At 67.7% G+C, this 21,882-nt stretch carries 19 protein-coding genes; 10 read left to right on the forward strand and 9 right to left on the reverse strand.

What is annotated here, in order from left to right; genetic code table 11:
• Nucleotides 1–11: 11 nt before the first annotated feature.
• Nucleotides 12–845, reverse strand: a complete 834-nt coding sequence (gene nadC, locus AE618_RS16635; protein ID WP_054210194.1) for a carboxylating nicotinate-nucleotide diphosphorylase — start codon at nucleotides 843–845, stop codon at nucleotides 12–14.
• A gap of 509 nt (nucleotides 846–1,354) precedes the next feature.
• Here nadC and AE618_RS16640 point away from each other — a divergent pair.
• Nucleotides 1,355–2,338 carry a TAXI family TRAP transporter solute-binding subunit gene (locus AE618_RS16640; RefSeq protein ID WP_054210195.1) on the forward strand — a complete coding sequence of 328 codons (984 nt, stop codon included), beginning with the start codon at nucleotides 1,355–1,357 and terminating at the stop codon, nucleotides 2,336–2,338.
• 46 nt (nucleotides 2,339–2,384) lie between these two features.
• Nucleotides 2,385–4,301: a TRAP transporter permease gene (locus AE618_RS16645; RefSeq protein WP_054210196.1), complete on the forward strand. Its 1,917-nt coding sequence runs from the start codon at nucleotides 2,385–2,387 to the stop codon at nucleotides 4,299–4,301.
• A 195-nt stretch (nucleotides 4,302–4,496) separates the two neighbouring features.
• Here AE618_RS16645 and AE618_RS16650 read toward each other — a convergent pair whose 3' ends face one another.
• The 5 genes from AE618_RS16650 to AE618_RS16670 form a co-directional block, all read right to left on the reverse strand.
• On the reverse strand, nucleotides 4,497–5,687 hold the full coding sequence (locus tag AE618_RS16650; protein WP_054210197.1) for a formylglycine-generating enzyme family protein: 1,191 nt from the start codon (nucleotides 5,685–5,687) through the stop codon (nucleotides 4,497–4,499).
• Complete coding sequence (locus AE618_RS16655) at nucleotides 5,684–6,874, reverse strand: hypothetical protein (protein WP_054210198.1); 1,191 nt, start codon at nucleotides 6,872–6,874, stop codon at nucleotides 5,684–5,686. Before AE618_RS16655 ends, AE618_RS16650 begins: the two co-directional genes overlap by 4 nt.
• A gap of 195 nt (nucleotides 6,875–7,069) precedes the next feature.
• A complete protein-coding gene (locus AE618_RS16660; protein WP_054210199.1) occupies nucleotides 7,070–9,004 on the reverse strand; it encodes a CHASE2 domain-containing protein in 1,935 nt (644 codons plus the stop codon).
• Nucleotides 8,997–9,695: a Crp/Fnr family transcriptional regulator gene (locus AE618_RS16665; RefSeq protein WP_054210200.1), complete on the reverse strand. Its 699-nt coding sequence runs from the start codon at nucleotides 9,693–9,695 to the stop codon at nucleotides 8,997–8,999. Before AE618_RS16665 ends, AE618_RS16660 begins: the two co-directional genes overlap by 8 nt.
• A 3-nt stretch (nucleotides 9,696–9,698) precedes the next feature.
• Nucleotides 9,699–10,328, reverse strand: a complete 630-nt coding sequence (locus AE618_RS16670) for a FecR family protein (protein WP_054210201.1) — start codon at nucleotides 10,326–10,328, stop codon at nucleotides 9,699–9,701.
• A 273-nt stretch (nucleotides 10,329–10,601) separates the two neighbouring features.
• Here AE618_RS16670 and AE618_RS16675 point away from each other — a divergent pair, with 273 nt between their 5' ends.
• The 6 genes from AE618_RS16675 (at nucleotide 10,602) to AE618_RS16700 (ending at nucleotide 17,350) form a co-directional block, all read left to right on the forward strand.
• A complete protein-coding gene (locus AE618_RS16675) occupies nucleotides 10,602–11,432 on the forward strand; it encodes an alpha/beta fold hydrolase (RefSeq protein WP_054210202.1) in 831 nt (276 codons plus the stop codon).
• A gap of 122 nt (nucleotides 11,433–11,554) precedes the next feature.
• Nucleotides 11,555–11,953: a c-type cytochrome gene (locus tag AE618_RS16680; RefSeq protein WP_054210203.1), complete on the forward strand. Its 399-nt coding sequence runs from the start codon at nucleotides 11,555–11,557 to the stop codon at nucleotides 11,951–11,953.
• Between the two features lie 196 nt (nucleotides 11,954–12,149).
• A complete protein-coding gene (locus tag AE618_RS16685; protein WP_082365341.1) occupies nucleotides 12,150–13,742 on the forward strand; it encodes an ABC transporter substrate-binding protein in 1,593 nt (530 codons plus the stop codon).
• A gap of 166 nt (nucleotides 13,743–13,908) precedes the next feature.
• On the forward strand, nucleotides 13,909–14,880 hold the full coding sequence (locus tag AE618_RS16690) for an ABC transporter permease (protein ID WP_054210475.1): 972 nt from the start codon (nucleotides 13,909–13,911) through the stop codon (nucleotides 14,878–14,880).
• Entirely contained in the window at nucleotides 14,874–15,713 is an 840-nt protein-coding gene (locus tag AE618_RS16695) for an ABC transporter permease (RefSeq protein WP_156330315.1), read from the forward strand. Before AE618_RS16690 ends, AE618_RS16695 begins: the two co-directional genes overlap by 7 nt.
• Complete coding sequence (locus AE618_RS16700; RefSeq protein WP_054210205.1) at nucleotides 15,710–17,350, forward strand: ABC transporter ATP-binding protein; 1,641 nt, start codon at nucleotides 15,710–15,712, stop codon at nucleotides 17,348–17,350. Before AE618_RS16695 ends, AE618_RS16700 begins: the two co-directional genes overlap by 4 nt.
• 34 nt (nucleotides 17,351–17,384) lie before the next feature.
• Here AE618_RS16700 and AE618_RS16705 read toward each other — a convergent pair whose 3' ends face one another.
• Nucleotides 17,385–17,672, reverse strand: coding sequence for a helix-turn-helix domain-containing protein (locus AE618_RS16705; RefSeq protein WP_054210206.1), 288 nt, complete (start codon nucleotides 17,670–17,672; stop codon nucleotides 17,385–17,387).
• A gap of 13 nt (nucleotides 17,673–17,685) precedes the next feature.
• Nucleotides 17,686–18,030 carry a type II toxin-antitoxin system RelE/ParE family toxin gene (locus AE618_RS16710; RefSeq protein WP_054210207.1) on the reverse strand — a complete coding sequence of 115 codons (345 nt, stop codon included), beginning with the start codon at nucleotides 18,028–18,030 and terminating at the stop codon, nucleotides 17,686–17,688.
• A 139-nt stretch (nucleotides 18,031–18,169) separates the two neighbouring features.
• On the opposite strand from AE618_RS16710, the gene AE618_RS16715 reads away from it, so the two are divergent.
• Both AE618_RS16715 and AE618_RS16720 read left to right on the forward strand, forming a co-directional pair.
• The gene (locus AE618_RS16715) at nucleotides 18,170–19,459 is read left to right on the forward strand and encodes an ArgE/DapE family deacylase (protein WP_054210208.1); all 1,290 of its coding nucleotides are present in this window, start codon (nucleotides 18,170–18,172) and stop codon (nucleotides 19,457–19,459) included.
• Nucleotides 19,460–19,634: 175 nt separating this feature from the next.
• Nucleotides 19,635–20,078, forward strand: a complete 444-nt coding sequence (locus AE618_RS16720; RefSeq protein ID WP_054210209.1) for an NUDIX hydrolase — start codon at nucleotides 19,635–19,637, stop codon at nucleotides 20,076–20,078.
• A 37-nt stretch (nucleotides 20,079–20,115) separates the two neighbouring features.
• Here AE618_RS16720 and AE618_RS16725 read toward each other — a convergent pair whose 3' ends face one another.
• Nucleotides 20,116–21,837: a Na/Pi cotransporter family protein gene (locus tag AE618_RS16725; RefSeq protein WP_054210210.1), complete on the reverse strand. Its 1,722-nt coding sequence runs from the start codon at nucleotides 21,835–21,837 to the stop codon at nucleotides 20,116–20,118.
• Nucleotides 21,838–21,882 lie beyond the last annotated feature (45 nt).

Genomic DNA, 21,882 nt, shown 5'->3' on the forward strand with positions numbered 1-21,882 from the left:
CGGTATCGCCTTCAGGCCTCGTCGAGTCCGATATCGACCGCGGGGGCCGACTGGGTGATCTTGCTGGTCGAGATGTAGTCGACGCCGGTCTCGGCAATGGCGCGAATCGTCTCGTAGCGGATGCCGCCCGAGGCCTCGATCTTGGCGCGGCCTGCGACATAGGCCACCGCTTCCTTCATCTCCGGAATCGGCATGTTGTCGAGCATGATGACGTCGGCGCCGGCCGCGACCGCGTCGCGGACCTGATCCATCCGGTCGCATTCGACCTCGATCTTGGTCAGCACCGGCAGCCTCTTGCGGGCCCGCTCGACCGCCTGGGCGATGCCGCCGCAGACCGCGATGTGGTTGTCCTTGATCATCACGCCGTTGTCGAGCCCGAGGCGATGGTTCAGCCCGCCGCCGCAGGCGACGGCGTGCTTCTCCAGCATGCGCAGGCCGGGCGTCGTCTTGCGGGTGTCGATCAGGCGGGCCGAGGTGCCCTTGATGATCTCGACATAGCGCGCCGTCTCGGTGGCGATGCCAGACAGGCGCTGGACGATGTTGAGCGCGGTGCGCTCGGCGGTGAGGATGCCCTGGGCCGGGCCCTCGACCAGGATCAGCGTCGCTCCGGCCTCGACGCGGTCGCCATCCGCGACCTCGACCTTGAGCGACAGCCTGGGCTCATAACGCTGGAAGATGGCGGCAGCGACCTCCATGCCGGCCAGCGTCATCGGCTCGCGGGCGTTCATACGGAAGGCGCCGGTCTCACCGGGCTCGATCATGAGCTGCACGGTCAGGTCGCAGGAGCCGATGTCCTCCTGCAGCCAGAGGTCGATCAACCGCTGCGTCTGGAAACGGTCATACATGCGCTGCAGCCCCTGACACGCGCTCCCGCAACCTTGGCGCGGGCCTCGCCATGGGGAGCAAATAGCATGGATGGCCCGATATCATGACCGTTTGTGTACCAACGATGCTGAGCGGATCCCGGGCTGTCAAGCAAGGAATGGAGCGCGATGCTCGGGATGACCAGCTCTCGACGCCTCCACGCTTGAAATCGGGCCTGTATCGCCGTTGGCGCGCTAAATTCGCAAGCAATTGCTGCACCGCCCGCCGCCAGATTGGGCGAGAACCAGCATTGACAAGCCATATGTATACCAACAAACTTCACCTCGTCCCGCGCAAGACTTCTATGCGGCGGGCAAGACACAAACGCTACGAAGCGGCTTGAAGCCGCCGGGGATTGACAGCTACGGCAGATCATCGACGCACAGTCGCGGGCGATGAGCATTTGGTTTGTGGCCCGTCAGCCGGGCCACTCATGATGCATGGGCCGCCCCATGCATGGACCGCACGATGCAGGCCTGGGAGGGCAATCATGAAAAGACTCGCAATCGCAACCATCCTGGCGGCATCGCTGGGCCTTTGTGCCGGCCTGAGCCAGGCACAGACCGCCGCGACCAAGAAGATCACCCTGACCGGCGGCTCCGTCGGCGGCGCCTGGAGCGCCATCGGCAATGCGATCGGCGAGACGATCCGGCGTGAATCGCCCGGCGCCTCCTTCGGCTACGAGCCCGGGCGCGAGGCCGCCAACATCCAGCTCGTCTCGACCGGAAAGGTCGAGCTCGGCATCGCTCATGCGCAGCTCATCAAGCGGGCGCAGGCGGGCGAGGAGCCGTTCAAGGCGCCGATCACCAATCTGCGCGCGATCGCGCTGATCGACCCGACGGCCGCGGTGCAAATTCTCGTGCGCGAAGATGCCGGGATCGAGAGCTTCGAGAGCATCCTGGCCGCCAAGAAGCCCGTACGGATCGCGCTCAACCAGCGTGGCACGCTGATGGCCGTGACCGGCGAAGAGGTGTTCAAGGCCTACGGCATCACGGCCAAGGACATCGAGGGCTGGGGCGGCCGCATCCACCATGTCGACTACAATGCCGGCCTGGAGATGATGAAGAACGGACAGGTCGATGTCATCATCAACATGCTCGCGTTCCCGTCCGGCCAGATCAACAGCGCCACGCGGGAGATGAAGGTCAAGATGCTCGGCATCTCGCCCGAGGCGACCGCCAAGCTGGGTGCCCTGCTCGGCACGGCGCCGATCACCGTACCGGCCGGGACCTATGCCTTCCAGCCGGCCGCGGTGCCGACCATCACCGGCAGCGTCGTGCTCTTCGCTTCGGCCGAGATGAAGAACGAGGATGCGGCCCTGATCGTCGACGGCATGATCAAGCATTTCGACTATCTGCGGCAGGCCCATGCGATGATGGCCCGGCTGGAGCCGGTCAACCTGACGCAGACCGCGCCGCTGGCCCTCCACCCCGGCGCAGAGGCCGCCTATCGGAAAGCCGGCCTGCTGAAGTAAGGCGCGGCTCCATCCCGTTCCGCCATCCAGAGGACGAGGTGTCGCGATGCCGCCCTTGCTGAAGCTGCTGGCACCGGGACGACCCCGCCAGCTCGATGCACCCGAGCAATGGACGGTGCATATCGTCGGCGTCGCCACCGCGGTTCTGCTGCTGGCGATCTCGTTCGGCTGGTATGTCAACCGCGAGATCGCGCTGTTCCTGTTCCTCGGAGCCGTTCTGTCGCTCGCCTTCCTGACGACGACGGCCAATCCATTGCGCCGGACCGGCCGCTCCTGGTGGGCCTGGGGCCTGGTCGGCCTGTCGGTTTCCTCATGCGGCTACTTCATCGCGATGCATCCCGTCCATGAGATGCGCCTGCCGATGATCGACGAACTGTCCAACCTCGATATCGCCGCCTCGATCGTGTTGATCGCGCTGGTGATGGAGGCGACGCGGCGCTGCATCGGCATGATCCTCGTCGTGCTGGTGGCGACCTTCCTGGCCTATGCCATCTTCGGCAGCAAACTCTCGGGCGCCTTCGCGCATCGCGGCTTCAGCACGCAGGAGATCGTCGACCATCTGGTCTTCTCGACCAACGGCCTGTTCGGGCCGGCGCTCGAGGTCGCCGCCTTTCTGGTCGTCGTCTTCGTGATCTTCGGCGCACTGCTCGACCGGATCGGCGGCGCGGACTTCTTCTACGACGTCGCCAACAGTCTCGTCGGCAAGCAGGTCGGCGGCGCCAGCAAGGTCGCGGTCGTCTCCTCTGGTCTCTATGGCTCGATCTCGGGTTCGCCGACGGCCGACGTCGTCACCACCGGCTCCTTCAGCATCCCGCTGATGATCCGCACCGGCGTGAGCCGCACCTATGCGGGCGCGATCGAATCGGCGGCCTCGACGGGCGGCGCGCTGCTGCCGCCGGTGATGGGCTCGGCGGCCTTCCTGATGACCGACTTCACCGGCATCCCCTATGCGACGATCGCCCTGTCGGCGCTCGTTCCGGCCCTGCTCTATTATCAGTCGGTCTTCCTCGCGGCGCATTTCCGCGCGCATCGCGACGGGCTCGAGCCGATGTCGCATGGCGAGGCTCCGTCGATCCTGACCGTGCTGCGGCGGGACTGGCTTTACCTCGTCCCGATCGGCCTCTTGGTCTGGGGCGTGCTCAACCTCAACCGCCCGTCCTTCGCCGGCGCCATCGCCTGCGCCGCCCTGCTGCCGGTCGCGCTGCTGCGGCAGCGGAGTCCGGTTCAACTCGTCAAGACGCTTTTCTTCGGCCTCAGCGACGGCATGCGCGGCATGATCGGCGTCGGCGTCGCCTGTGCCATCGCCGGGCTCGTCGTGGGCACGCTCTCGATGACGGACCTCACCGGCAAGATCAGCTCCGGCCTGTTCCACATGGCCGGCGGCAGCCCGATCCTGACCATCATCGTCGCCGCCTTCGTCATCATCGTGCTTGGCATGGGCATGCCGACGCCGGCCGTCTATGCGCTCTCGGCCGTGCTGGCCGCGCCGGCGCTCATCGCGCTCGGGATCGCGGTGCTGCCGGCGCATCTCTTCATCGTCTACATCGCCTCGATGTCGGCGATCACGCCGCCGGTCGCGGTCGCTGCCTTCGCTGCGGCCTCGATCGCCAAGGCCAATCCGGTGATGATCGCGCTCGTCGCCTGCCGGATCGCGATGGTGGCCTTCATCCTGCCCTTCGTCTTCATGTACCAGCCGGCCCTGCTGCTGGTGGGATCGCTCTGGCAGATCGTTACAGCCGTGGGGGCGGTCGCGCTCGGCGTGCTCGCCCTCAATGCGGCGATCGAAGGCTATTACATCGTCATGCTCGACCTGACGAAGCGCGTCCTGCTGTTTGCGGCCGGCGTCGCGCTGTTCCTGCCGTTCCAGAGCCTGCAGATAACGGGCGCGCTGTTGCTGGCGGCCGTGACGGCCTGGCTATGGGCGGGCAAGCGGGCCACGCGAGCGACGCCGGGGATCGCATAGCGCTTGCTGTCCGGGCTCGGAGCCACGCCGTCATTCCGGGGCTTCGCGGAGCGAAGAGCCCGGAACCCATATCCGCTGCTTCGTCAGGATGACGTGACCGCGCGCCGCGCCCCCTTCTGAACCGACCGCGGCTATGGGTTCCGGGCTCGCCCTACGGGCGCCCCGGAATGACGGCAAGGGCCGTTCGCGCGCCGCTCAGTTCCCGAGATCGCGGGCGACGCGGAAGCCCGCCACCTGATCGCGGATGCCGGGTTCGCTGACGATGCGGGAATCCAGGGTGCGCGCGGCCGGCGGATCGGCCCATGAGCCGCCCCTGAGGATGCGACCCTCCTCCTCGCGGCAGATCGGCGGCGGAAAGGGCTGGCCGGGCACTGACGGGTCGGGCGGGCAGGTATCGACCCATTCCCACAGGTTTCCGCTGAGATCCGACAGGCCCCAGGCGGTCGCGGCGAAGCTGCCGACCGGGGCGGTGTTGCGATGACCATCGCGGCAGGGCGCAGCGGCCCAGGACGGATTGGCTTCCTTCGCGGTCTGGTCGGCGCCGTTGCCGATGGCGCAGAGCCTTGCCGGATCGGCCATGTCCTTGGCCGAGCTCGCCGCGAGATGATGCCATTCCGGGTCGGTCAGCAGGCGGTAGCGCTGGCCGCTGCGCTTCGAGAGCCAGGCGACATAGGCCTTGGCATCGCCATGGCTGACGCAGGCGACCGGGTCGTTCTCCGTCTGCGGATAGCCCGGATCCTGCCAGGACAAGGTCGGCGCGAGCTTCCAGACCGGCGCGCGGACATGGCAGCCGAGCTCGACGACATGGCCGGACTGCGCGACGAAGGCGCGGTACTGCGCGCGCGTCACCTCGAAGCGGCCGACCGCGAAGGGCTGCGGCAGGCTGACCTCGACGATGCGCGGCGTCGCCCCGGTCGAGAGCTGCATGCGGACATCGCCGTCAGGGACCAGCACCAATTCCGGGCAATCGGCGCAATCGCGGAAGCCCTCGCCCGAGCCCGGCTTGATCCAGAGCCGGGTGCCGGCGGCGGCGAGATCGACATAGCCGAGCGCGGCCAGCCGCGACGTGATCCGGTTCTTGTCGACGCCGGCCGCCAGCAGTTCGAGCAGTGCCGCGCGGTCCGTGGTGGCGGCGATGCGCTGCGCCATCTCGACGGCGGGGTCCTTGGGCGGCGCGACCGGCAGGAGCTTCAGCGTGGGGGTGGCGCTGGCCGCGCCTTGCTGCGGCGGCCTGGTCTGGGCCGTTGCGGCGGCCGCCGTCATGAGCAGGCCAATGCCGGCGGCGATGATCGGGAGGGCGATGCTGGCGCCGGGCGATGTCGGCGCAGGCTTTGCGCCGGGCAGGCAGCGCTGCTGCAGGCCCGGCGCGTCGCGGGAGGGGATCATGCGCAGGGCGCGGTCTTGAATTCGACGCGGCGGTCGACGGCCGTGCTGGCGTCGTCGCGCGGCAGGCCGACGAGCGCCTCGCGATAGCCGACGCCCGAGGGGCGCAGGCGTTGCGAGATGCCGGGCGCCTGGCCGGCCATCAGCGAGGCGATGCGCTCGGCGCGGTCGCGCGAGAGCCGGTCGTTCAGGCCTTCCGGACCCGTGCGGCTGGCATGGCCGACAACCTCGAGGCAGACGCCGGCCTTGGTCGCGCTGGCGGCAATCTCGCGCAGCCAGGCGGGGTAGCTCGCGGAGAGCTTGCGGTCGGCGTTGAAGGCGGTCGAGTTCGGCTCGAACAGGAACTTCACGCCGAGCTGGCCCAGCGAGAAGCCGCGCTCGACCATCTGGCCGAAGGTTGAGTCGGCCTGGCTGGTCTCGCCCAGTGCCGCATAGGAGAGGTAGAGCCCGTTCAGCACGCGAAGCTGGTCGCCGCCCGGCTGTTCCTTGGCCTCGCGGTAGAGGTCGCGCGCCTTGGCGTGATCGCCGGCCTCGTAGGCGGCGGTTGCCTCCCGGATGCGGGCAGCGGCTCCGAGCTGGTCGATATAGGCCGCCGAGACGGGCGTGCCCGGCTGGCCCTTCTGGCAGGCCTCGATATAGGCGCGGGTGGCGGCATCCATGCCCCAGACCGGGCTGTCGGAGTAGGACGCGGCGGGGGCGATATCGACATTGTTGACGACGGAGCGCGAGACGCTGCGGGCATAGACGGTCTTGGCCTCGCGCTCGACCAGGGCAAAGCAGATCCAGAAGGCATCGCGCTCGCCGCCGGGCTGGCCGGCATTGTTGATCGTGTTGAAGGTGCCGATGAAGACGAACTTCGCCTTGGCGACGTTCTCCGGCGTGAAGGCCAGAACCTTCACATGCGGATAGCGCTGCGCGACGAGCTCGGCGATGCGCTTGTCGAAGCCGCGGGTCGCGGCCGACTGGATGCCGGTGACTCCGTCGATCAGCGGATCGATCACGATCGTCGTCTCGCCGGCGCTGGCGGGCAGCTTGGCGAACAACTCGGTCGCAGCCTTCATGAAGGCCTGCTCCAGCGGCACGAGCGCCGGGGCCTTGGTCGCGGCGACCGGCTGGGCGATCGCGGACGGTGCACTGCCGACAGCCGCAAGGGCCAGGAACACGGCAGCGCTGAGCGAACGGAGGGTCACGGCGCGTTTCCGGCAGAGGTCCAGCTTTGCGACCGGATGCCCACGACCGAGGACTGGGCGGACGAGGATTGAAGGCTGAACCATAACGTCATCTCCCTATTTGAACCATCCGTGCGCCGGGCCAGGCCGGAGCAGCGCGTGCCATGACAATGCGCGAAGCCGATACGCTTGCCTGTTCCGCAGGGAACAAGCCCATCACGCAGCCTCCAGCGGCGCGAAGACCGAAACGCGGCCGATCCCGCGCAGCTCGACCTCGGCGAGCGGGCGCACCAGAGCCGACCCGCAGATCCGCGCTGCCTCCGGGCCGATACAGATCGACGATCCTAGCTCCTTGTTGAGGGCCTCGAGCCTCGCCGCCATGTTCACGGCATCGCCATGGGCGGTGTAGTCGAGCTTGGCGCCGACGCCGACATCGCCGACGATGGCGACGCCGGTCTCGATTCCCTGCCGGGTGCGGCCGAGCCGGATCGCCGCGGCGAGACCCTGCGCGCGATACCCTTCCGTCCAGGCCAGGATCGCGACCGCGCAGGCGAGCGCCCGCCGGGGATGGTCGGCGAGATCGAGCGGAGCGTTGAAGAAGGCGTGGACGGCGTCTCCGACGAGCTTGTCGACCATGCCGCCATGCTCGCCCACGATCCGCGTCACGCCCTCGAAATAGCCGTCGAGCACGCTGACGAGCTGTTCCGGGCCGATATCGCGCGTGGTCTGGGTGAAGCCCTCTATGTCGGTGAACAGAGCGGTGATCTCGCGCCGCTCGCCCGAGAGCTTGAGGCTCGTCGGGTTGGCGACGATGCGCTCGACGACGCCCGGCGCCAGATGCTGCTCGAACCGCCGGCGCAGGCGAGCCTCGCGACGACGGGTTTCGGAGAAACCAGCCAGCGAGGTCGCGAGGAAGGCTGCCACGCCCGACACGGCCGACGGCAACGGATCGAGCAGAAGGTCGGCGGCGGCGAGTCCTGCCGCACCCGACACCACGGCAGCCAGCAGAAGCGCAACCGCCGGCAAGGCCAGGGCCGGCCGCAAGCTGCGCCCCAGACCGATCGCCGCCATGACGACGATGAGCGCAGCGGCGAACTCCCAGGCATAGGCCCCTGCCGGTCGCTGCGGAACCACGCCGGCCGAGATCTGGCGGACGGCATCGGCCTGGAGAAGCGAGGACGGCGTCAGCGGGTCGCGCGCGCTGGCGCGCAGCGCACCGAGTTCGGATGCCGAGCCGCCGATGAACACGATCGCGCCGGCGAGTGGCGCGAGATCGGCGGCGCCACGCAGAACATCGGAGGCCCGCAAGCTCGCCCCTGCTCCCATGCCGGGCACCAGCCGCAGCATGCCGTCCGGGGGCAGCGGGCGCGTCATCGCGCCGATGCCGAGCCGAGCCGGATCGCCCGAGAGCAGATAGCCCGACGCGCCGGAGGCGAGACGCAAGGCCTCGAGGGCAAGGCCGGGGCGGATCTCGTCCCCGACCGCGACGAAGAGAGGTACGCGCCGGACCATGCCGTCCTCGTCGCCCGGCAGGGAGAGCGTGCCGGCGCCCGCGGCCACCGAGGCCAGGGCCGGCGGCGGCCCCGATGCGCCGTTCTCGCGCCAGAGCGGGCCGAGCGCGGCGGTATCGCGGGTGAGGATCGGGACCTCCGCCACCTCGTCGCGTCCGCGTGGATCGAGGACCCAGCCGAGCGCGACCGGCCCGGCACCGAGTGCCTCCGCCAGCGCCTTGTCGCCATCGACCAGTGTCCGGGCCAGTTCGCCGACATCGACGCGTCCGGTCTCCGCCGCAAGCTGTCGCGCGAGCGCGGCGGGCGAGCGCATATCCTCGCCGGCCAGCAGGATATCGACGGCGATGGCTGCCGGCCTGGCGTTGGTGACGGCGGCGATCAGGCGCGCCACCGTCTCGCGCTGCCACGGCCAGGGGCCGATCGCCTCGAGACTGGCGGTATCGATGTCGACGATCGCGAGCTTCGTCGCGGACGTATCGACGCGCCAGCCGGAGACGCTACGCAGCATCGCGTCGAAGACGCGCTCGCGCAGCGTCTCGCGCCAGACGAAGGGCGCACAGAGCAACAGCAGCAGCACAGCGAGGCCGGCGAAGAGCCCGGCCAGAACGGTCGGCGAGAGCCGCAGCCGCCGCTCAGCCATCGCTGATCCCGGCACATTTCGCCAGCGCGTCGGGATCGCAGAAGATGCGGTCGGCGGTGCGGCGGATGGCGCCGGCCTGCTCAAGCGAGCCGAGCGCGGCATTGACCTTGGGCCGGCTCGCCCCGAGCAGCTGCGCCAGTTCGCCCTGCGAGAAGGCCATGTCGAGCGGCACGCGCTTGCCCGGTGCAGCGCGGCGGCCGCCGAGCCCGACCAGCAGGAAGCGCGCCAGCCTGACCTCGATCGAATAGAGCGCGATGCCTTCGAGCTGGTCCGTGGTCTGCCGCAGGCGCCGGCACAGAAAGGCGATGATCCCGGCCGACAGCTCGGGATAGCGGGCAACGAGCTGCTCGAAGGGCGTCCGCCTCAGGCCATAGGCGACGACGGCCGTCAGCGCGACCGCGTCGGCGCTGCGCTCGCCGCCATCGAGCACGGCGATCTCGCCGAGAAGCTCGCCGCGCGCGGCATGGCGCACACTCAGCTCGCGGCCGTCCTCGGTCGTGACCGCAAGCCGGACGCGACCCTCGCCCACCAGAATGAGCTGATCGCCGGTGTCGCCGCGCGAGAACAGCATCTGGCCCTGCTCGAAGCGCTGCTCCCGGAATTCACCCGCGCAGGCCAGCAGCGCCTCTGGCGACAGCCGCGCGAACAAAGCGGCCTCGCCCAGCATCGCGGCAACGGCGGCGTGGTCCATCCCTCACGAAACCTGTGCCATGGCAGCGCGGATGCGCGCATCGCCCCAGCCTCGTGCCGGCGTCGGCGCTGCGCCCGGCGACGCGATGTCGGTCCCCTCGCCCGCGGCGAGCGAGACCTCCTGGCCAGCAGCGAGCACGGAGACTTCGCCGCGCAGCACGAAGACGCCGAAGACGCCGTTGCTCGGCCCGGCGAAGAAACGCGTGCCCCGCACCGCGATCAGACCATAGGAGGAACGGACGCGGATCCGGCCTGCCTCGCTGCCCGGCGCCTTGTCGACGAGCAGCGCGCCGTCGCCCAGCGTGATGGTGCCGCCGGCATCGACGATGAAGCGATCGATGGTGATGCGCGCCTTCTCGCCGAGTCGAAGCTCGGTGGCGCGGCCAAGCCTGAAGCCCGCCCGGGCGCCATCGCCTGTCGCGACGCGATCGCCCACGAAGACCGGCCCGTCCGCGGAGAGCGTGCGCCGCGCGTCCCTGAGCTCGGCGACGGCGTCACCGCTGACATCCGTCACCATGCCCGCCGCCGCCACGGCCTGAGCGAAAGCCGCATCCGGCGAACCCGCCACGCCCAGCAGCGACGCCGCTCCGAGCAGGCGGCGCCGATCGATGGCAAAGCCGTCATCGCAACTCATTCCAGCCTCCGCTTCCACGCCGTTCCGGCACCCGCCATCCGCCATGAATGGTGCCGCAAGGTCAAGAAAACTCGCATGCACGGACAGCGCGATCTGTAACCGGGGAAACAGCTTCGAGGCGCGCCGTCGTCCTGCGCCGATTGCGTCACGCCCCCGCCATTGCGGCCATGGCGGCAGCGGCTTGCCTGCGCCATCCTCCGCCCTTGGCGGCAGCTGCATCGCGTCCGGTATTGGACGAGGGGCGCAGCGCGCGCCGGACAAGGAGCGTTGCCGATGATCCAGAACGAGAGCGACCTCAGCGGTCCCTGCACATTCGCAGTGGCGACAGCCGACGGCGCCACCCTGCACGCCTTTGCGCAGGGTCGTGGCCAGCCGCTTCTGCTCGTCAGCGGCCTCGGCGGCTCAGGCGTCTTCTGGCAGAACATCGCGGCGACGCTGGAGCGCTCCTTCCGCGTCGTCAGCTTCGACCAGCGCGGCATCGGCGCCAGCACGCGCGGCAGCGCCGACTGCAGCATCGACGAACTGGCACGGGACTGCGTCGCCGTTCTCGACGCGGCCGGCATCGAGCGCGCGGTGGTGCTGGGCCATTCGACCGGGGGCTGTATCGCCCAATCGCTGGCGCGGCAGGCGCCGCAGCGTATCGACGGGCTGATCCTGAGCGGCGGCTGGCTCAAGCCGAGTCGCTACATGGCGGGCTATTTCGGGGCACGCCGCGCGATCCTTGCGACGAATCCGGAGGCCTATGCCGCAAGCTCCGTGCTCTGCGCCTATCCGCCGGCCTGGATCGAGGCGAACTGGCCTGTCTTCGAGGCGGCGCTGGCGGCGGCCCCGGCCACGGCGCAGGCGCAAGCCGTCATGCGCGAGCGCATCGACGCGCTGCTGTCCTTCGACGGCTCGGCCGAGGCCGCGGCCCTGGCCATGCCGATCCTGGTGCTGGGCGCGCGCGACGACATGGTCGTACCGGCCTTCCTGCAGGAGGAGCTCGCAGCGGCCCTGCCGGGCTGCGCCAAGACCATGCTCGACAGCGGCGGCCATCTCTTCCCGGTCTCGCGGCCGGACGCCTTCACCGCCACGGTCGCCGACTGGATCAGCCGGCTCGGCTGATCGCGAGCCCGGTCGCGGCGCGCCCGCGTCGAATTGGCTCATGGGCTCCGCACGAGGTTGCATTATTCCAGTTGGACACTGGATGCCGGCGCCGGCTCCAGGTCGCAGCCAGGAGTTTCACCATGCACGCCCTCGCCCGCCTCGCGCTCCTGAGCGCCCTGATCTCCCCCGCATTGGCCGTCTTGCCCGCCTCGGCGCAGGATATCGCCGCAGGCGAACGCTCCTGGAACAAGTGCCGCGCCTGCCACCAGATCGGCGAAGGCGCCAAGAACCTCGTCGGCCCGCAGTTGAACGGGCTGATCGGGCGTCACTCCGGATCGGTCGAGGGCTACAGCTATTCGGCCGCCAACAAGAGCTCGGGCATCACCTGGGACGAGGCGGTGTTCGCCGAGTACATCAAGGACCCGAAGGCAAAAATCCCGGGCACCAAGATGATCTTCCCGGGCATCAAGAACGACAAGGAAATCCTGGATCTGACCGCGTTCCTCAAGCAGTACGACAAGGACGGCAAGAAGCTGTAAGCGCGCGCCCTCGCCGACCGGACAGCCGGCACGGCGGGCAGCGCGATGGCCCGAAACTTGCCGGGGACAACGGCAGACCTCACGTCCGCGGCATTGGCCTGTGCGCCGGCATCGGGCTGTGATCTATTCTGCTCGGCAGGCGCCTGAGGGGGCGCCGCCGAGCATGCCAGTGTTTCAGGTTAACGGGAGAACGACGATGACTTCAGCGATCCGCCGACGCCTTGCCGTCAAGGCGACCTTGGCCCTGACGACAGCGCTGGCTGCTCTCAGCCTGACGCCGCTGGCCGCCCAGGCCCAGACGCCGAAGGCGGGCGGCACGGTCCATGTCGTCGTCCAGCCCGAGCCGCCGATGCTGATGCAGGGCCTCAACCAGAACGGCCCGACCAACATGGTCGCCGGCAACATCTACGAGTCGCTGCTGCGCTATGACGAGAAGCTGCAACCGCAGCCCTCGCTCGCCAAGAGCTGGGAGATCTCTGCGGATTCCAAGGTCTACACGTTCAAGCTCCAGGAAGGCGTGAAGTGGCATGACGGCAAGCCGTTCAGCGCCGACGACGTCGTCTTCTCGCTCGACAAGTTCCTGCGCGAGGTGCATCCGCGCTGGCGCCCGATCGCCAACGGCCAGGTCGACAAGATCGAGAAGGTCGATGACCTCACCGTCAGGATCACGCTCAAGCAGCCCTTCGGCCCGCTGATCCTGTCGCAGGAGGCCGCCGGCGCGCCGATGATCCCCAAGCACATCTATGAGGGCACCGACTACCGCGCCAATCCGGCCAACAACACGCCGATCGGCACCGGCCCCTTCAAGCTCAAGGAGTGGAAGAAGGGCTCCTACATCCACCTCGTCAAGAACGAGGACTACTGGCAGAAAGGCAAGCCCAACCTCGCCGAGATCTACTGGCAGATCATCCCCGACGCGGCTGCGCGGGCCGTCGCCTACGAGACCGGCAAGGTCGATGTTCTCACGGGCGGTTCGGTCGATGTCTACGACGTGGCGCGGCTCTCCAAGCTGCCCAACACCTGCGTCACCACCAAGGGCTGGGAGATGTTCGCCCCCCATGCCTGGGTGACCCCCAACACCGCCAAGGGCGGGCCGCTCGCCAACAAGCAGTTCCGCCAGGGCATGATGTTCGCGATCGACCGCGAATTCGGCAAGGACGTGGTCTGGGGCGGGCTGGGCAAGCTGCCGACCGGGCCGATCTCGTCCAAGACCAAGTTCTATTCGGCCGACGTGCCCAAATACACCTACGACGTCGCCAAGGCGAAGGAGCTGATCAAGGCTTCCGGCTACAAGGGCGAGCCGCTCAAGATCCTGGCCCTGCCCTATGGCGAGGTCTGGAGCCGCTGGGCGGAATCCATCAAGCAGAACCTCACCGATGCCGGCGTCAACGTCTCGATCGAGACCACCGACGTGCCGGGCTGGACGCAGAAGGCCAGCAACGGCGATTTCGACCTGACCTTCAACTATCTCTATCAGCTCGGCGACCCGGCGACGGGCGTGGCGCGCAACTACATCTCGACCAACATCGTCAAGGGCAACCCCTTCGGCAACCAGGGCGCCTATGTGAACCCGGAGGTCGACAAGCTCTTCGCCGACGCCGCGGTCGCGCCGACCGATGCCGCGCGGCAGGAGCTGTACACCAAGGTCCAGAAGCTGCTCGCCGACGAGGTGCCGGTGCTGTGGCAGCTCGAGATGGACTTCCCGACGATCTATCGCTGCAACGTCAAGAACCTGGTCACGACCGCGATCGGCGTGAATGACGGCTTCAAGGATGCGTGGAAGGAGTGATGCGGGTTGCCCCTGCCGGGGGGACCACGCGCATGTCGTCATGGTCGGGCTTGTCCCGACCATCCACGTCTTCGTCGACCCAGGACTGTGTTCAAGACGTGGATGCTCGCCCCAAGGGCGAGCATGACGGCGAGAGCCCATCTGTCCGGACCATGACTGAATGAACCTGCTGCAATTCCTCTCCGGCCGCCTGGCCAAGGGCATTCTCGTGCTCTTCGCCATCGCCGTGCTGAACTTCTTCCTGATCCGCGCCGCGCCGGGTGACCCTGCGCAGGTTCTGGCCGGCGAGGCGGGCGCGGCCGACGCGCAGCTGCTCGAGCAATTGCGCGAGCGCTTCGGCCTGAACGAGCCGATCACCACCCAGCTCTGGATCTACATCAAGGGCTACATGACCTTCGATCTCGGCTTCAGCTACCGGCAGCAGCAGCCGGTGCTGACGCTGGTGCTCGACCGGCTGCCGGCGACGCTGCTGCTGACGGGCGCCGCCTTCGTGATCTCGCTGGCGCTCGGCGTGATAATGGGGGCCCTGGCCGCGCGGCGCGCCGGGCGCTGGTCGGACAGCCTGATCACGACGCTCTCGCTCGTCTTCTACGCGACGCCGCTATTCTGGATCGCGCTGATGAGCCAGATCGTCTTCGCGCTGAAGCTCGGGCTCGTGCCCAATGTCGGCTACGAGACGATCGGCGCGAACTACACCGGGCTGGCGCGGGCGCTCGACATCGGCCACCACCTCATCCTGCCGGCGACGACGCTCGGGCTGTTCTTCACGGCGCTCTATGCCCGGATGATGCGCGCCTCGATGCTCGAGATCGCCGGCGCCGACTTCGTCAAGACCGCCCGCGCCAAGGGCGTCTCGCAAGCCCGCGTCTGGCGCCGGCATGTCGCGCGCAACGCGATCCTGCCGGTGGTGACGCTGGCGGGCCTGCAGGCCGGGCAGCTCGTCGGCGGCGCGGTCCTGACCGAGACGGTCTTCGCCTGGCCCGGCATCGGGCGGCTGATGTTCGATGCGCTGGTGCAGCGCGACTATTCCGTGCTGCTCGGCGTGTTCTTCATGTCGTCGGCGATGGTGGTCGGCTTCAACATCATCACGGATCTGGTCTACCGGATCGCCGATCCGCGCATCGAGGCGACATCGTGAGTTTTCTCAAACGCTTCTGCCGCAATCGCGGCGCCGTCCTCGGGCTGGTCATCCTGCTCGCCGTCATCGCCTTCGCTTTGCTGGCCCCGACGCTCTATCCGCAATCGCCCTGGCGGCCGGTCGGGCGGCCGTTCCTGGCGCCGTTCACGATGGAGCGCTTCCCGCTCGGCACGGATACGCTGGGCCGCAACCTCGCCTCCGGCCTCGTCCATGGCGCGCGCGTCTCGCTGATGATCGGCGTGGTGTCGACGCTGGTCGCGCTGCTGATCGGCGTGCCGCTGGGCGCCGCGGCCGGCTATGCGGGCGGGTTCGTCGACGATGCGCTGATGCGCTTCACTGAGTTTTTCCAGACGATCCCTTCGTTTGCTCTGGCGATCGTGCTGGTCGCGATCCTGCAGCCGCAGCTCGGCTCGATCGTGCTCGCCATCGGGGTCGTGTCCTGGCCGCCAGTGGCGCGGCTGGTGCGCGGCGAGGTGCTGTCGCTGAAATCGCGCGAATATGTCCAGGCTGCCGTCACCATCGGCCAGTCGACGCCGCGCATCATCTTCAGCCAGGTCCTGCCCAACACCATCGCGCCGATCATCGTGATGGGCTCGCTGATGATCGGCTCGGCGATCCTGCTGGAATCGGCGCTCTCCTTCCTCGGGCTCGGCGACCCCAACCTGATGAGCTGGGGCTATATGGTCGGGGCCGGGCGCACGCGCCTGCTCGATGCCTGGTGGATCTCGTTCTTCCCGGGCTTCGCGATCTTCCTGACCGTGCTGGCGCTCAACCTCGCCGGTGAGGGCCTGAACGACGCGCTGAACCCGCGCCTGGCGAGGGGGCGGGAATGAGCGCGCTGTCCCCGGCTTCCCTGCCTGCCCTGTCGATCGAGAACCTGACGCTGGCGCTGCCGGCGCTCGCGGACCGGGCCCATGCCGTCCAGGGCGTGACGCTGACGATCGCAGCCGGGGAGACGCTCTGCGTCGTCGGCGAATCCGGCTCGGGCAAGTCGATGATCGCCCATGCCGTGATGGGGCTGCTGCCCAAGGCGGTGAAACCGGCCGGCGGCGCGATCCGCCTCGCCGGGCGCGATATCATCGGCCTCGACGAGGCGGCGATGCAGGATCTGCGCGGCCGCGAGGTCGGGATGATCTTCCAGGAGCCGATGACCTCGCTCAATCCCGTGATGCGGGTCGCCGAGCAGATCGTCGAGACCTTCGAGGCGCATGGGCTTTTCAGCCGTTCTGAGCGCTACAAGCGCGCCGTCGATCTGCTGACGGAGGTTGGCCTGCCCGATCCGCCGCGGCTGGCGAAGGCCTATCCGCACGAACTCTCCGGCGGGCAGCGCCAGCGCGTGATGATCGCGATGGCGCTGGCGCTCGAGCCCAAGCTGCTGATCGCCGACGAGCCAACCACGGCGCTCGACGTGACCACGCAGGCGCAGATCCTCAAGCTGATCGACAATCTCCGCCACAAGCACGGCACGGCGGTTCTGTTCATCACCCATGACATGGGCGTCGTGGCCGAGATCGCTGACCGCATCGCCGTGCTGGAGAAGGGCGTCCTGGTCGAGGAGGGCACGGCCGACCAGGTGCTCGGCTCACCGCGCCATGCCTATACGCAGAAGCTTCTGGCCGCCGTACCCTCGCTGATCCCGCCGGAGCGGCCGCCGCTGCCGGCATCGCCGCCGGTGCTCAGCGTCGAGAGGCTCGGCAAGGTCTATCGCAAGCGCGCCTTCTTCGGCACGGCCCGCGAGGTCAAGGCGGCGGACGCGATTTCGTTCTCGCTCGTGCGGGGCGAGACGCTGGGCCTCGTCGGCGAATCCGGCTCGGGCAAATCGACCGTCGGGCGTTGCTGCCTGCGGCTGATCGAGCCCGATAGCGGGCGGATCGTGCTGAGCAGTCCGGCTGTCGGCGATCTCGTGCTCAGCGACCTCAAGCCCGCCGCACTGCGCGCGCAGCGCAAGCGCATCCAGATGGTCTTCCAGGACCCCTTCGCTTCGCTCAACCCGCGCCAGACGGTCGGCCGGATCATCTCCGACGGGCCCGTCGCGCATGGCGTCTCGCGCAAGGCTGCGCTGGCCAAAGCGGCCGAATTGCTCGAACTGGTCGGCCTGTCCGTCAATGCGATCGACCGCTATCCGCACGAGTTCTCGGGCGGCCAGCGCCAGCGCATCGGCATCGCGCGCGCATTGGCGCTGGAGCCCGACGTTCTGGTCGCGGACGAGGCGGTGTCGGCGCTCGACGTCTCCGTCCAGGCGCAGATCCTCAAGCTGATCAAGGACATCCAGCAGCGGCTCGGGCTCGCCATCCTGTTCGTCACGCACGATCTGCGCGTCGCGGCCCAGATCTGCGACCGGATCGCGGTGATGCAGCGCGGCCGCATCGTCGAGACCGGGCCGACGGCCGCAATGTTTGCGGCTCCGCAGCATGAGTATACGCGCGCGCTTCTGGCGGCGGTTCCGGGCGGCGGGCGGTTCGGGCATTGAGCGCGTTCGTCACCGCCCCGCCGTCGGCAAGACGTCAGGCCAGTTCAAGCCTGATGCTGCGCCCGACTGCCTTCGCAGCGCGCTGCAGCGTATCGAGGGTGACATTCCCATCGTCGGGATTTAGCACGCGACTCAGCTGGCGGCGGCTGGTCTCCATCTTGGCCGCCATGTCGGTCTTGCTGATATTCCGATCGCGCATGGCTTGCTGCAGCTGCCAAGCGATCACGCGCTTGACAGCCGCCGATGTCACCTGATCGTTGATCCCCTCCTCGTTCAGGAAGTCGTCAAGCGTCGGCCCTCTGTGAGGGTTGTTCGTCTTCATGAATCTCTCTCGGTTACGTTTTTTTCGCTGCGAGGTATGCGGCTTTCCTCTTGTTCGCGAGGGCTATCGTACCTGCCGGCGTTGTCCTTGTTTTCTTGATGAACCCCTCGACAACGACCAAATCGGTTTCGTCCTGGAAGAAAATCAAACGGGCCTCGGTTTTGCTCGGCAGGCTGCTACGGACCTCGAAAAGACCTTTACCGAGCGGACGGCAAAGGGGCATCCCCAATGGGAAGCCGTACTGAACGACGCGCAGGTCTTCACCGATAACGGCTCTTTCTTCCCTGCTTAAATCTCTAAGCCATTCTAAAACTGGCGAATTGTCGCTTGTTGTCTTAAAAAATACGACGGTAAACATTGACCTGAAAATCCTTAGTCTGATTCAATCGCTCTCTCCAATGTCCGAGTTCGTTACAGTAGAATATGTGCCATATATGGCCCATTTTGTCAAGCATAGTCCTGCCGAAACGTCGTTGTCCTTGACGGAGCCCAATCCCATGCCGCTCGACCCCGCCCTCCGCGACAAGATCCTGGCTTCCGTCGAGGCCGGCTTTGCCGAGCAGATCGCCTTCACGCAGGAGCTGATCCGCTTTCCCTCGCTGCGCGGCGAGGAGCATGCCTGCCAGGACTTCGTCTTCCGGGCGCTAAGGGATCGCGGCTTCACCATGGACCGCTTCCACATGGACCGCGACCTGATCGCGGCCCATCCGGGCGGGGCGCCGTTCTCGGACAGCCATTCCGAGGCGCCGATCGTCGTCGGCATCCATCACCCCCGCAACGAGACCGGCCGGTCGCTGATCCTGCAGGCGCATGTCGACGTGGTGCCGACCGGGCCCGCCGACCAGTGGACCCATGCACCTTTCGACCCCGTGATCGAGGGCGACTGGCTCTATGGCCGCGGCGGTGCCGACATGAAGGCCGGGCATGGCGCCAATTTCGCCTGCCTGGACGCGCTCCGGCGCATCGGCCTGCAGCCGGCGGCGACGCTCTATCTGGAGTCGGTCGTCGAGGAGGAGTCCACCGGCAACGGCGCGCTGATGACGCACTTACGCGGCTATCGGGCCGAGGCCGCGCTCATCCCCGAGCCGGAATACGAGATGCTGTGCCGCGCCAATGCCGGGGTGCTCTGGTTCCAGTTCGAGGTGCGCGGCGTGCCGGTGCATGTGCGCGAGATGGGTGCGGGCGCCAATGCGATCGATGCCGCCTATCGCGTGATCGCGGCGTTGCGGACGCTGGAGGAGCAGTTCAACGCCGAGAAGGTCGGCCGGGAGCATTTCGAGAACGAAGCCCATCCGATCAACCTCAATATCGGTAAGATCGAGGGCGGCGACTGGGCGTCCTCGGTGCCGTGCTGGTGCAAGGTCGACTGCCGTGTCGGGCTGTATCCCGGCGTCAGTGCGCAGGAGACCGCCAACCGGATCGAAGACTGCATCCGCACCGCCTCGCGCGGCGATGCCTTCCTCGCCAACAACCCGCCCAAGGTGACCTTCAACGGGTTCTGGGCCGAGGGCTATGTGCTGGAGCCCGGCAGTGAAGCGGAAGCCGTGCTCGGCCGCGCCCATCAGGCCGCCATGGGCAAGCCGCTCGAGGCGTTCATGACGCCGGCCTATCTCGATGCCCGCGTGCATGCGCTCTACGACAGGATTCCGGCGCTCTGCTACGGCCCCATGGGCGAGAACATCCATGCTTACGACGAGCGCGTCAGCCTCGCGTCACTGAAGCGGATCACCGGGACGATGGCGCTGTTCGTGGCCGAATGGTGCGGCGTGGAAAGCCTCTCCGGCTAGGAGGCCGGCACGAGTTAGTGCGCTCGCGATTTCGTCAACGTCGATCCTCAATTGCGACACGTTATTATGTGGAATGCTCTTTCCATATCACTGCATCGGCGCAATATTTGAATCGCTGATCGGCCGTGCGAATCGGCTGCGGCGGAGACGCTGGAGGCAAGGGCATCACCAGGCGATGAAGAAGATAAAGCGCGCCCCCGGCGAAATCCGAGCGCAGATCGCAGCCATGCCGATCCGGCGCCTGGCGGACGGCTCGATGGAGATCCTGCTCGTGACCTCGCGCACGACGCATCGCTGGATCGTCCCCAAGGGCTGGCCGATCAAGGGGCTGACGGCTCCCGAAGCGGCTGCGCGCGAAGCCTTCGAGGAGGCCGGCGTCGTTGGCCGCATCGTGCCGGAGCCAGCCGGCAGTTACATCTACTGGAAGCGGATGTCGGACCATTTCGCCCTGTGCGAGGTCACCCTCTATCTGCTGGAGGTCGAACGCCAGCTCCCAAGCTGGGCGGAGCAGGGCCAGCGTCAGGTGCAATGGTTCCAGCCCGACGACGCGGCCGATCTCGTCGACGAGCCCGAACTTGCGACGGCCATACGCAATCTGACGGGCGTGCTCGTCAGCTGAGATTCGCCCGGCCAGGTCCGGGCGACCCGCTTTCCGCTCAGTGGCCGGTCTGCGGTGATGGCACGAGCAGGTCTCGCTCCTGGCGCCGCGCTTCCTTGGTCTCCATGAGCCGGCTTTCGCGCAGCGCATTGGCGCTTTCCAGGATCGGATAGCCGATCGAGGCGATATGGCCGTGGATTCGCTTGAGATCGCGGATGATGTCGAGATGGATCGCGCTGGTCTCGATCGATTCCGGCCGGCCGCTGCGCAGCCTCTGGAAGTGGCTTTCGGTGGCGCGCCGCTCAGCGTCGCGCATCGTCGCCTTCTCGGCGAAGAGCTGGCGCGCCAAGGCAAGGTCTCGTGTCGCGAAGACGTTGAGCGCGAGCACCAGCCCCGACGAAACGCGCTGGTGGAACTCGCGGATCTCGACCAGCCCCTCCGGCGAGAAGGCATAGCGCTTGCGGATCTTCTTCTCGGCCAGCTCGCGCAGGTTCTTGTCGATGATGTCGCCGATATGCTCGAGATTGGTGATCAGCGTGATGATCTCGAGCAGGCGGCGGCCTTCCTCGTCAGTGAGTTCGTTGCGCGACACACGGACGAGATAAAGCTTGATCGCCTCGTGGATCGAATCGACGCCGTCATCCGCCTGCGCGATGGCGCGTGACAGCTTCAACTCATCCTTTTCCAGCAGCGTCATCGTGTCCCGCAGCATGAGCTCGACGCGATCGCCCAGATGCAGCGCCTCACGCATGGCGCAGGCGAGTGCCTCCGTGGGCGAGTCGAGCACATTGGGATCGAGATAACGCGGCGTCACGGTCGCCTCCGCCGTCTCCTTGGCGGGCATGAAGCGATCGACCAGCGCAGCGATCGGCGTGACGAAGGGCAGGAAGAGCAGCGCGCCGACCAGGTTCAGGGCGACATGGAACTCGATGGCGAGGCGGCTGTCGGGCGATGGCAAGGCCATCAGCCAGCCCGAGAGCGGCCCGACGAAGGGCAGCACGATCAGAGCCAGGGCGAGGCGCGTCAGCAGATTGCCGACGGCGGCGCGGCGCTGGGCCACCGGCGCGCCGAGTTGGTCGAGCACCGGGATCAGGGCATTGCCGAGATTGGCGCCGATCACCAGAGTCAGTGCGGTCGCTGGCGGGAACAGGCCAGAGGCGGCGAAGGTTGCGATGAGCAGGATGACCGCGATGCTGGAATGGGTCAGCCAGGTCGCGGCGACGGCGACGAGCGCGGCGAGCAGCGGCTCGTTGCCGAGCGCGCCGAGCAGGGTCCGGAAGGTCGGTGACTGGGCGAGCGGCGCCGCTGCCGTGTTGAGTTCGATCAGCGAGAGCAGGATCAGGCCGATGCCGACCAGCACACGGCCGATATTGCGGGCGCGGTCCATCGCCTCGTGGCCGAGATAGAGCGCGACGCCGAGCGCCAGCAGCAGCCCCCAGAGCCAGCCTAGATCCATCGAGATGACGAAGGCGGCCAGCGAGGTGCCGAGATTGGCGCCGAGCAGGACAGCGAGCGCCATGGCCGGCGCGATCAGCTTGCGTCCTGCGAAGGACGAGACCAGCAGCGTCGTCGCCGTCGAGCTTTGCAGCACGATCGTGACGGCGGCGCCGCTGCCAAAGGAGGCGAGGCGGTTCTTGGTGAAGGTCTGGAGCGCCTGGCGCAGCGACGAGCCGAAGGCGCGCATCGCGCCCGTGCGCACCAGCCTGACAGACCAGATCAGCAGCGCGACACCGCCGGCGAGGTGGATCAGAATCGTGGTCGCGCTGTCGCTCGTCGTCATCGCCGCAGGGTCTTTCTCCGTGTCAGGGGTCGAGAGTACCTCTGA

This window comes from Allobosea vaviloviae, from assembly GCF_001298265.1.
GTDB classification, from domain to species: Bacteria; Pseudomonadota; Alphaproteobacteria; order Rhizobiales; family Beijerinckiaceae; genus Allobosea; species Allobosea vaviloviae_B.

Excerpts from the sequence above, each read along its gene's own strand:
- AE618_RS16650 (WP_054210197.1), bottom strand. The coding sequence starts at position 5,687 with ATGATCCCCTCCCGCGACGCGCCGGGCCTGCAGCAGCGCTGCCTGCCC.
- AE618_RS16710 (WP_054210207.1), bottom strand. The coding sequence starts at position 18,030 with ATGTTTACCGTCGTATTTTTTAAGACAACAAGCGACAATTCGCCAGTT.
- AE618_RS16705 (WP_054210206.1), bottom strand. The coding sequence starts at position 17,672 with ATGAAGACGAACAACCCTCACAGAGGGCCGACGCTTGACGACTTCCTG.
- AE618_RS16640 (WP_054210195.1), top strand. The coding sequence starts at position 1,355 with ATGAAAAGACTCGCAATCGCAACCATCCTGGCGGCATCGCTGGGCCTT.
- AE618_RS16685 (WP_082365341.1), top strand. The coding sequence starts at position 12,150 with ATGACTTCAGCGATCCGCCGACGCCTTGCCGTCAAGGCGACCTTGGCC.
- nadC (WP_054210194.1), bottom strand. The coding sequence starts at position 845 with ATGTATGACCGTTTCCAGACGCAGCGGTTGATCGACCTCTGGCTGCAG.
- AE618_RS16665 (WP_054210200.1), bottom strand. The coding sequence starts at position 9,695 with ATGGACCACGCCGCCGTTGCCGCGATGCTGGGCGAGGCCGCTTTGTTC.
- AE618_RS16670 (WP_054210201.1), bottom strand. The coding sequence starts at position 10,328 with ATGAGTTGCGATGACGGCTTTGCCATCGATCGGCGCCGCCTGCTCGGA.
- AE618_RS16725 (WP_054210210.1), bottom strand. The coding sequence starts at position 21,837 with ATGACGACGAGCGACAGCGCGACCACGATTCTGATCCACCTCGCCGGC.
- AE618_RS16675 (WP_054210202.1), top strand. The coding sequence starts at position 10,602 with ATGATCCAGAACGAGAGCGACCTCAGCGGTCCCTGCACATTCGCAGTG.
- AE618_RS16660 (WP_054210199.1), bottom strand. The coding sequence starts at position 9,004 with ATGGCTGAGCGGCGGCTGCGGCTCTCGCCGACCGTTCTGGCCGGGCTC.
- AE618_RS16645 (WP_054210196.1), top strand. The coding sequence starts at position 2,385 with ATGCCGCCCTTGCTGAAGCTGCTGGCACCGGGACGACCCCGCCAGCTC.
- AE618_RS16700 (WP_054210205.1), top strand. The coding sequence starts at position 15,710 with ATGAGCGCGCTGTCCCCGGCTTCCCTGCCTGCCCTGTCGATCGAGAAC.
- AE618_RS16680 (WP_054210203.1), top strand. The coding sequence starts at position 11,555 with ATGCACGCCCTCGCCCGCCTCGCGCTCCTGAGCGCCCTGATCTCCCCC.
- AE618_RS16715 (WP_054210208.1), top strand. The coding sequence starts at position 18,170 with ATGCCGCTCGACCCCGCCCTCCGCGACAAGATCCTGGCTTCCGTCGAG.
- AE618_RS16720 (WP_054210209.1), top strand. The coding sequence starts at position 19,635 with ATGAAGAAGATAAAGCGCGCCCCCGGCGAAATCCGAGCGCAGATCGCA.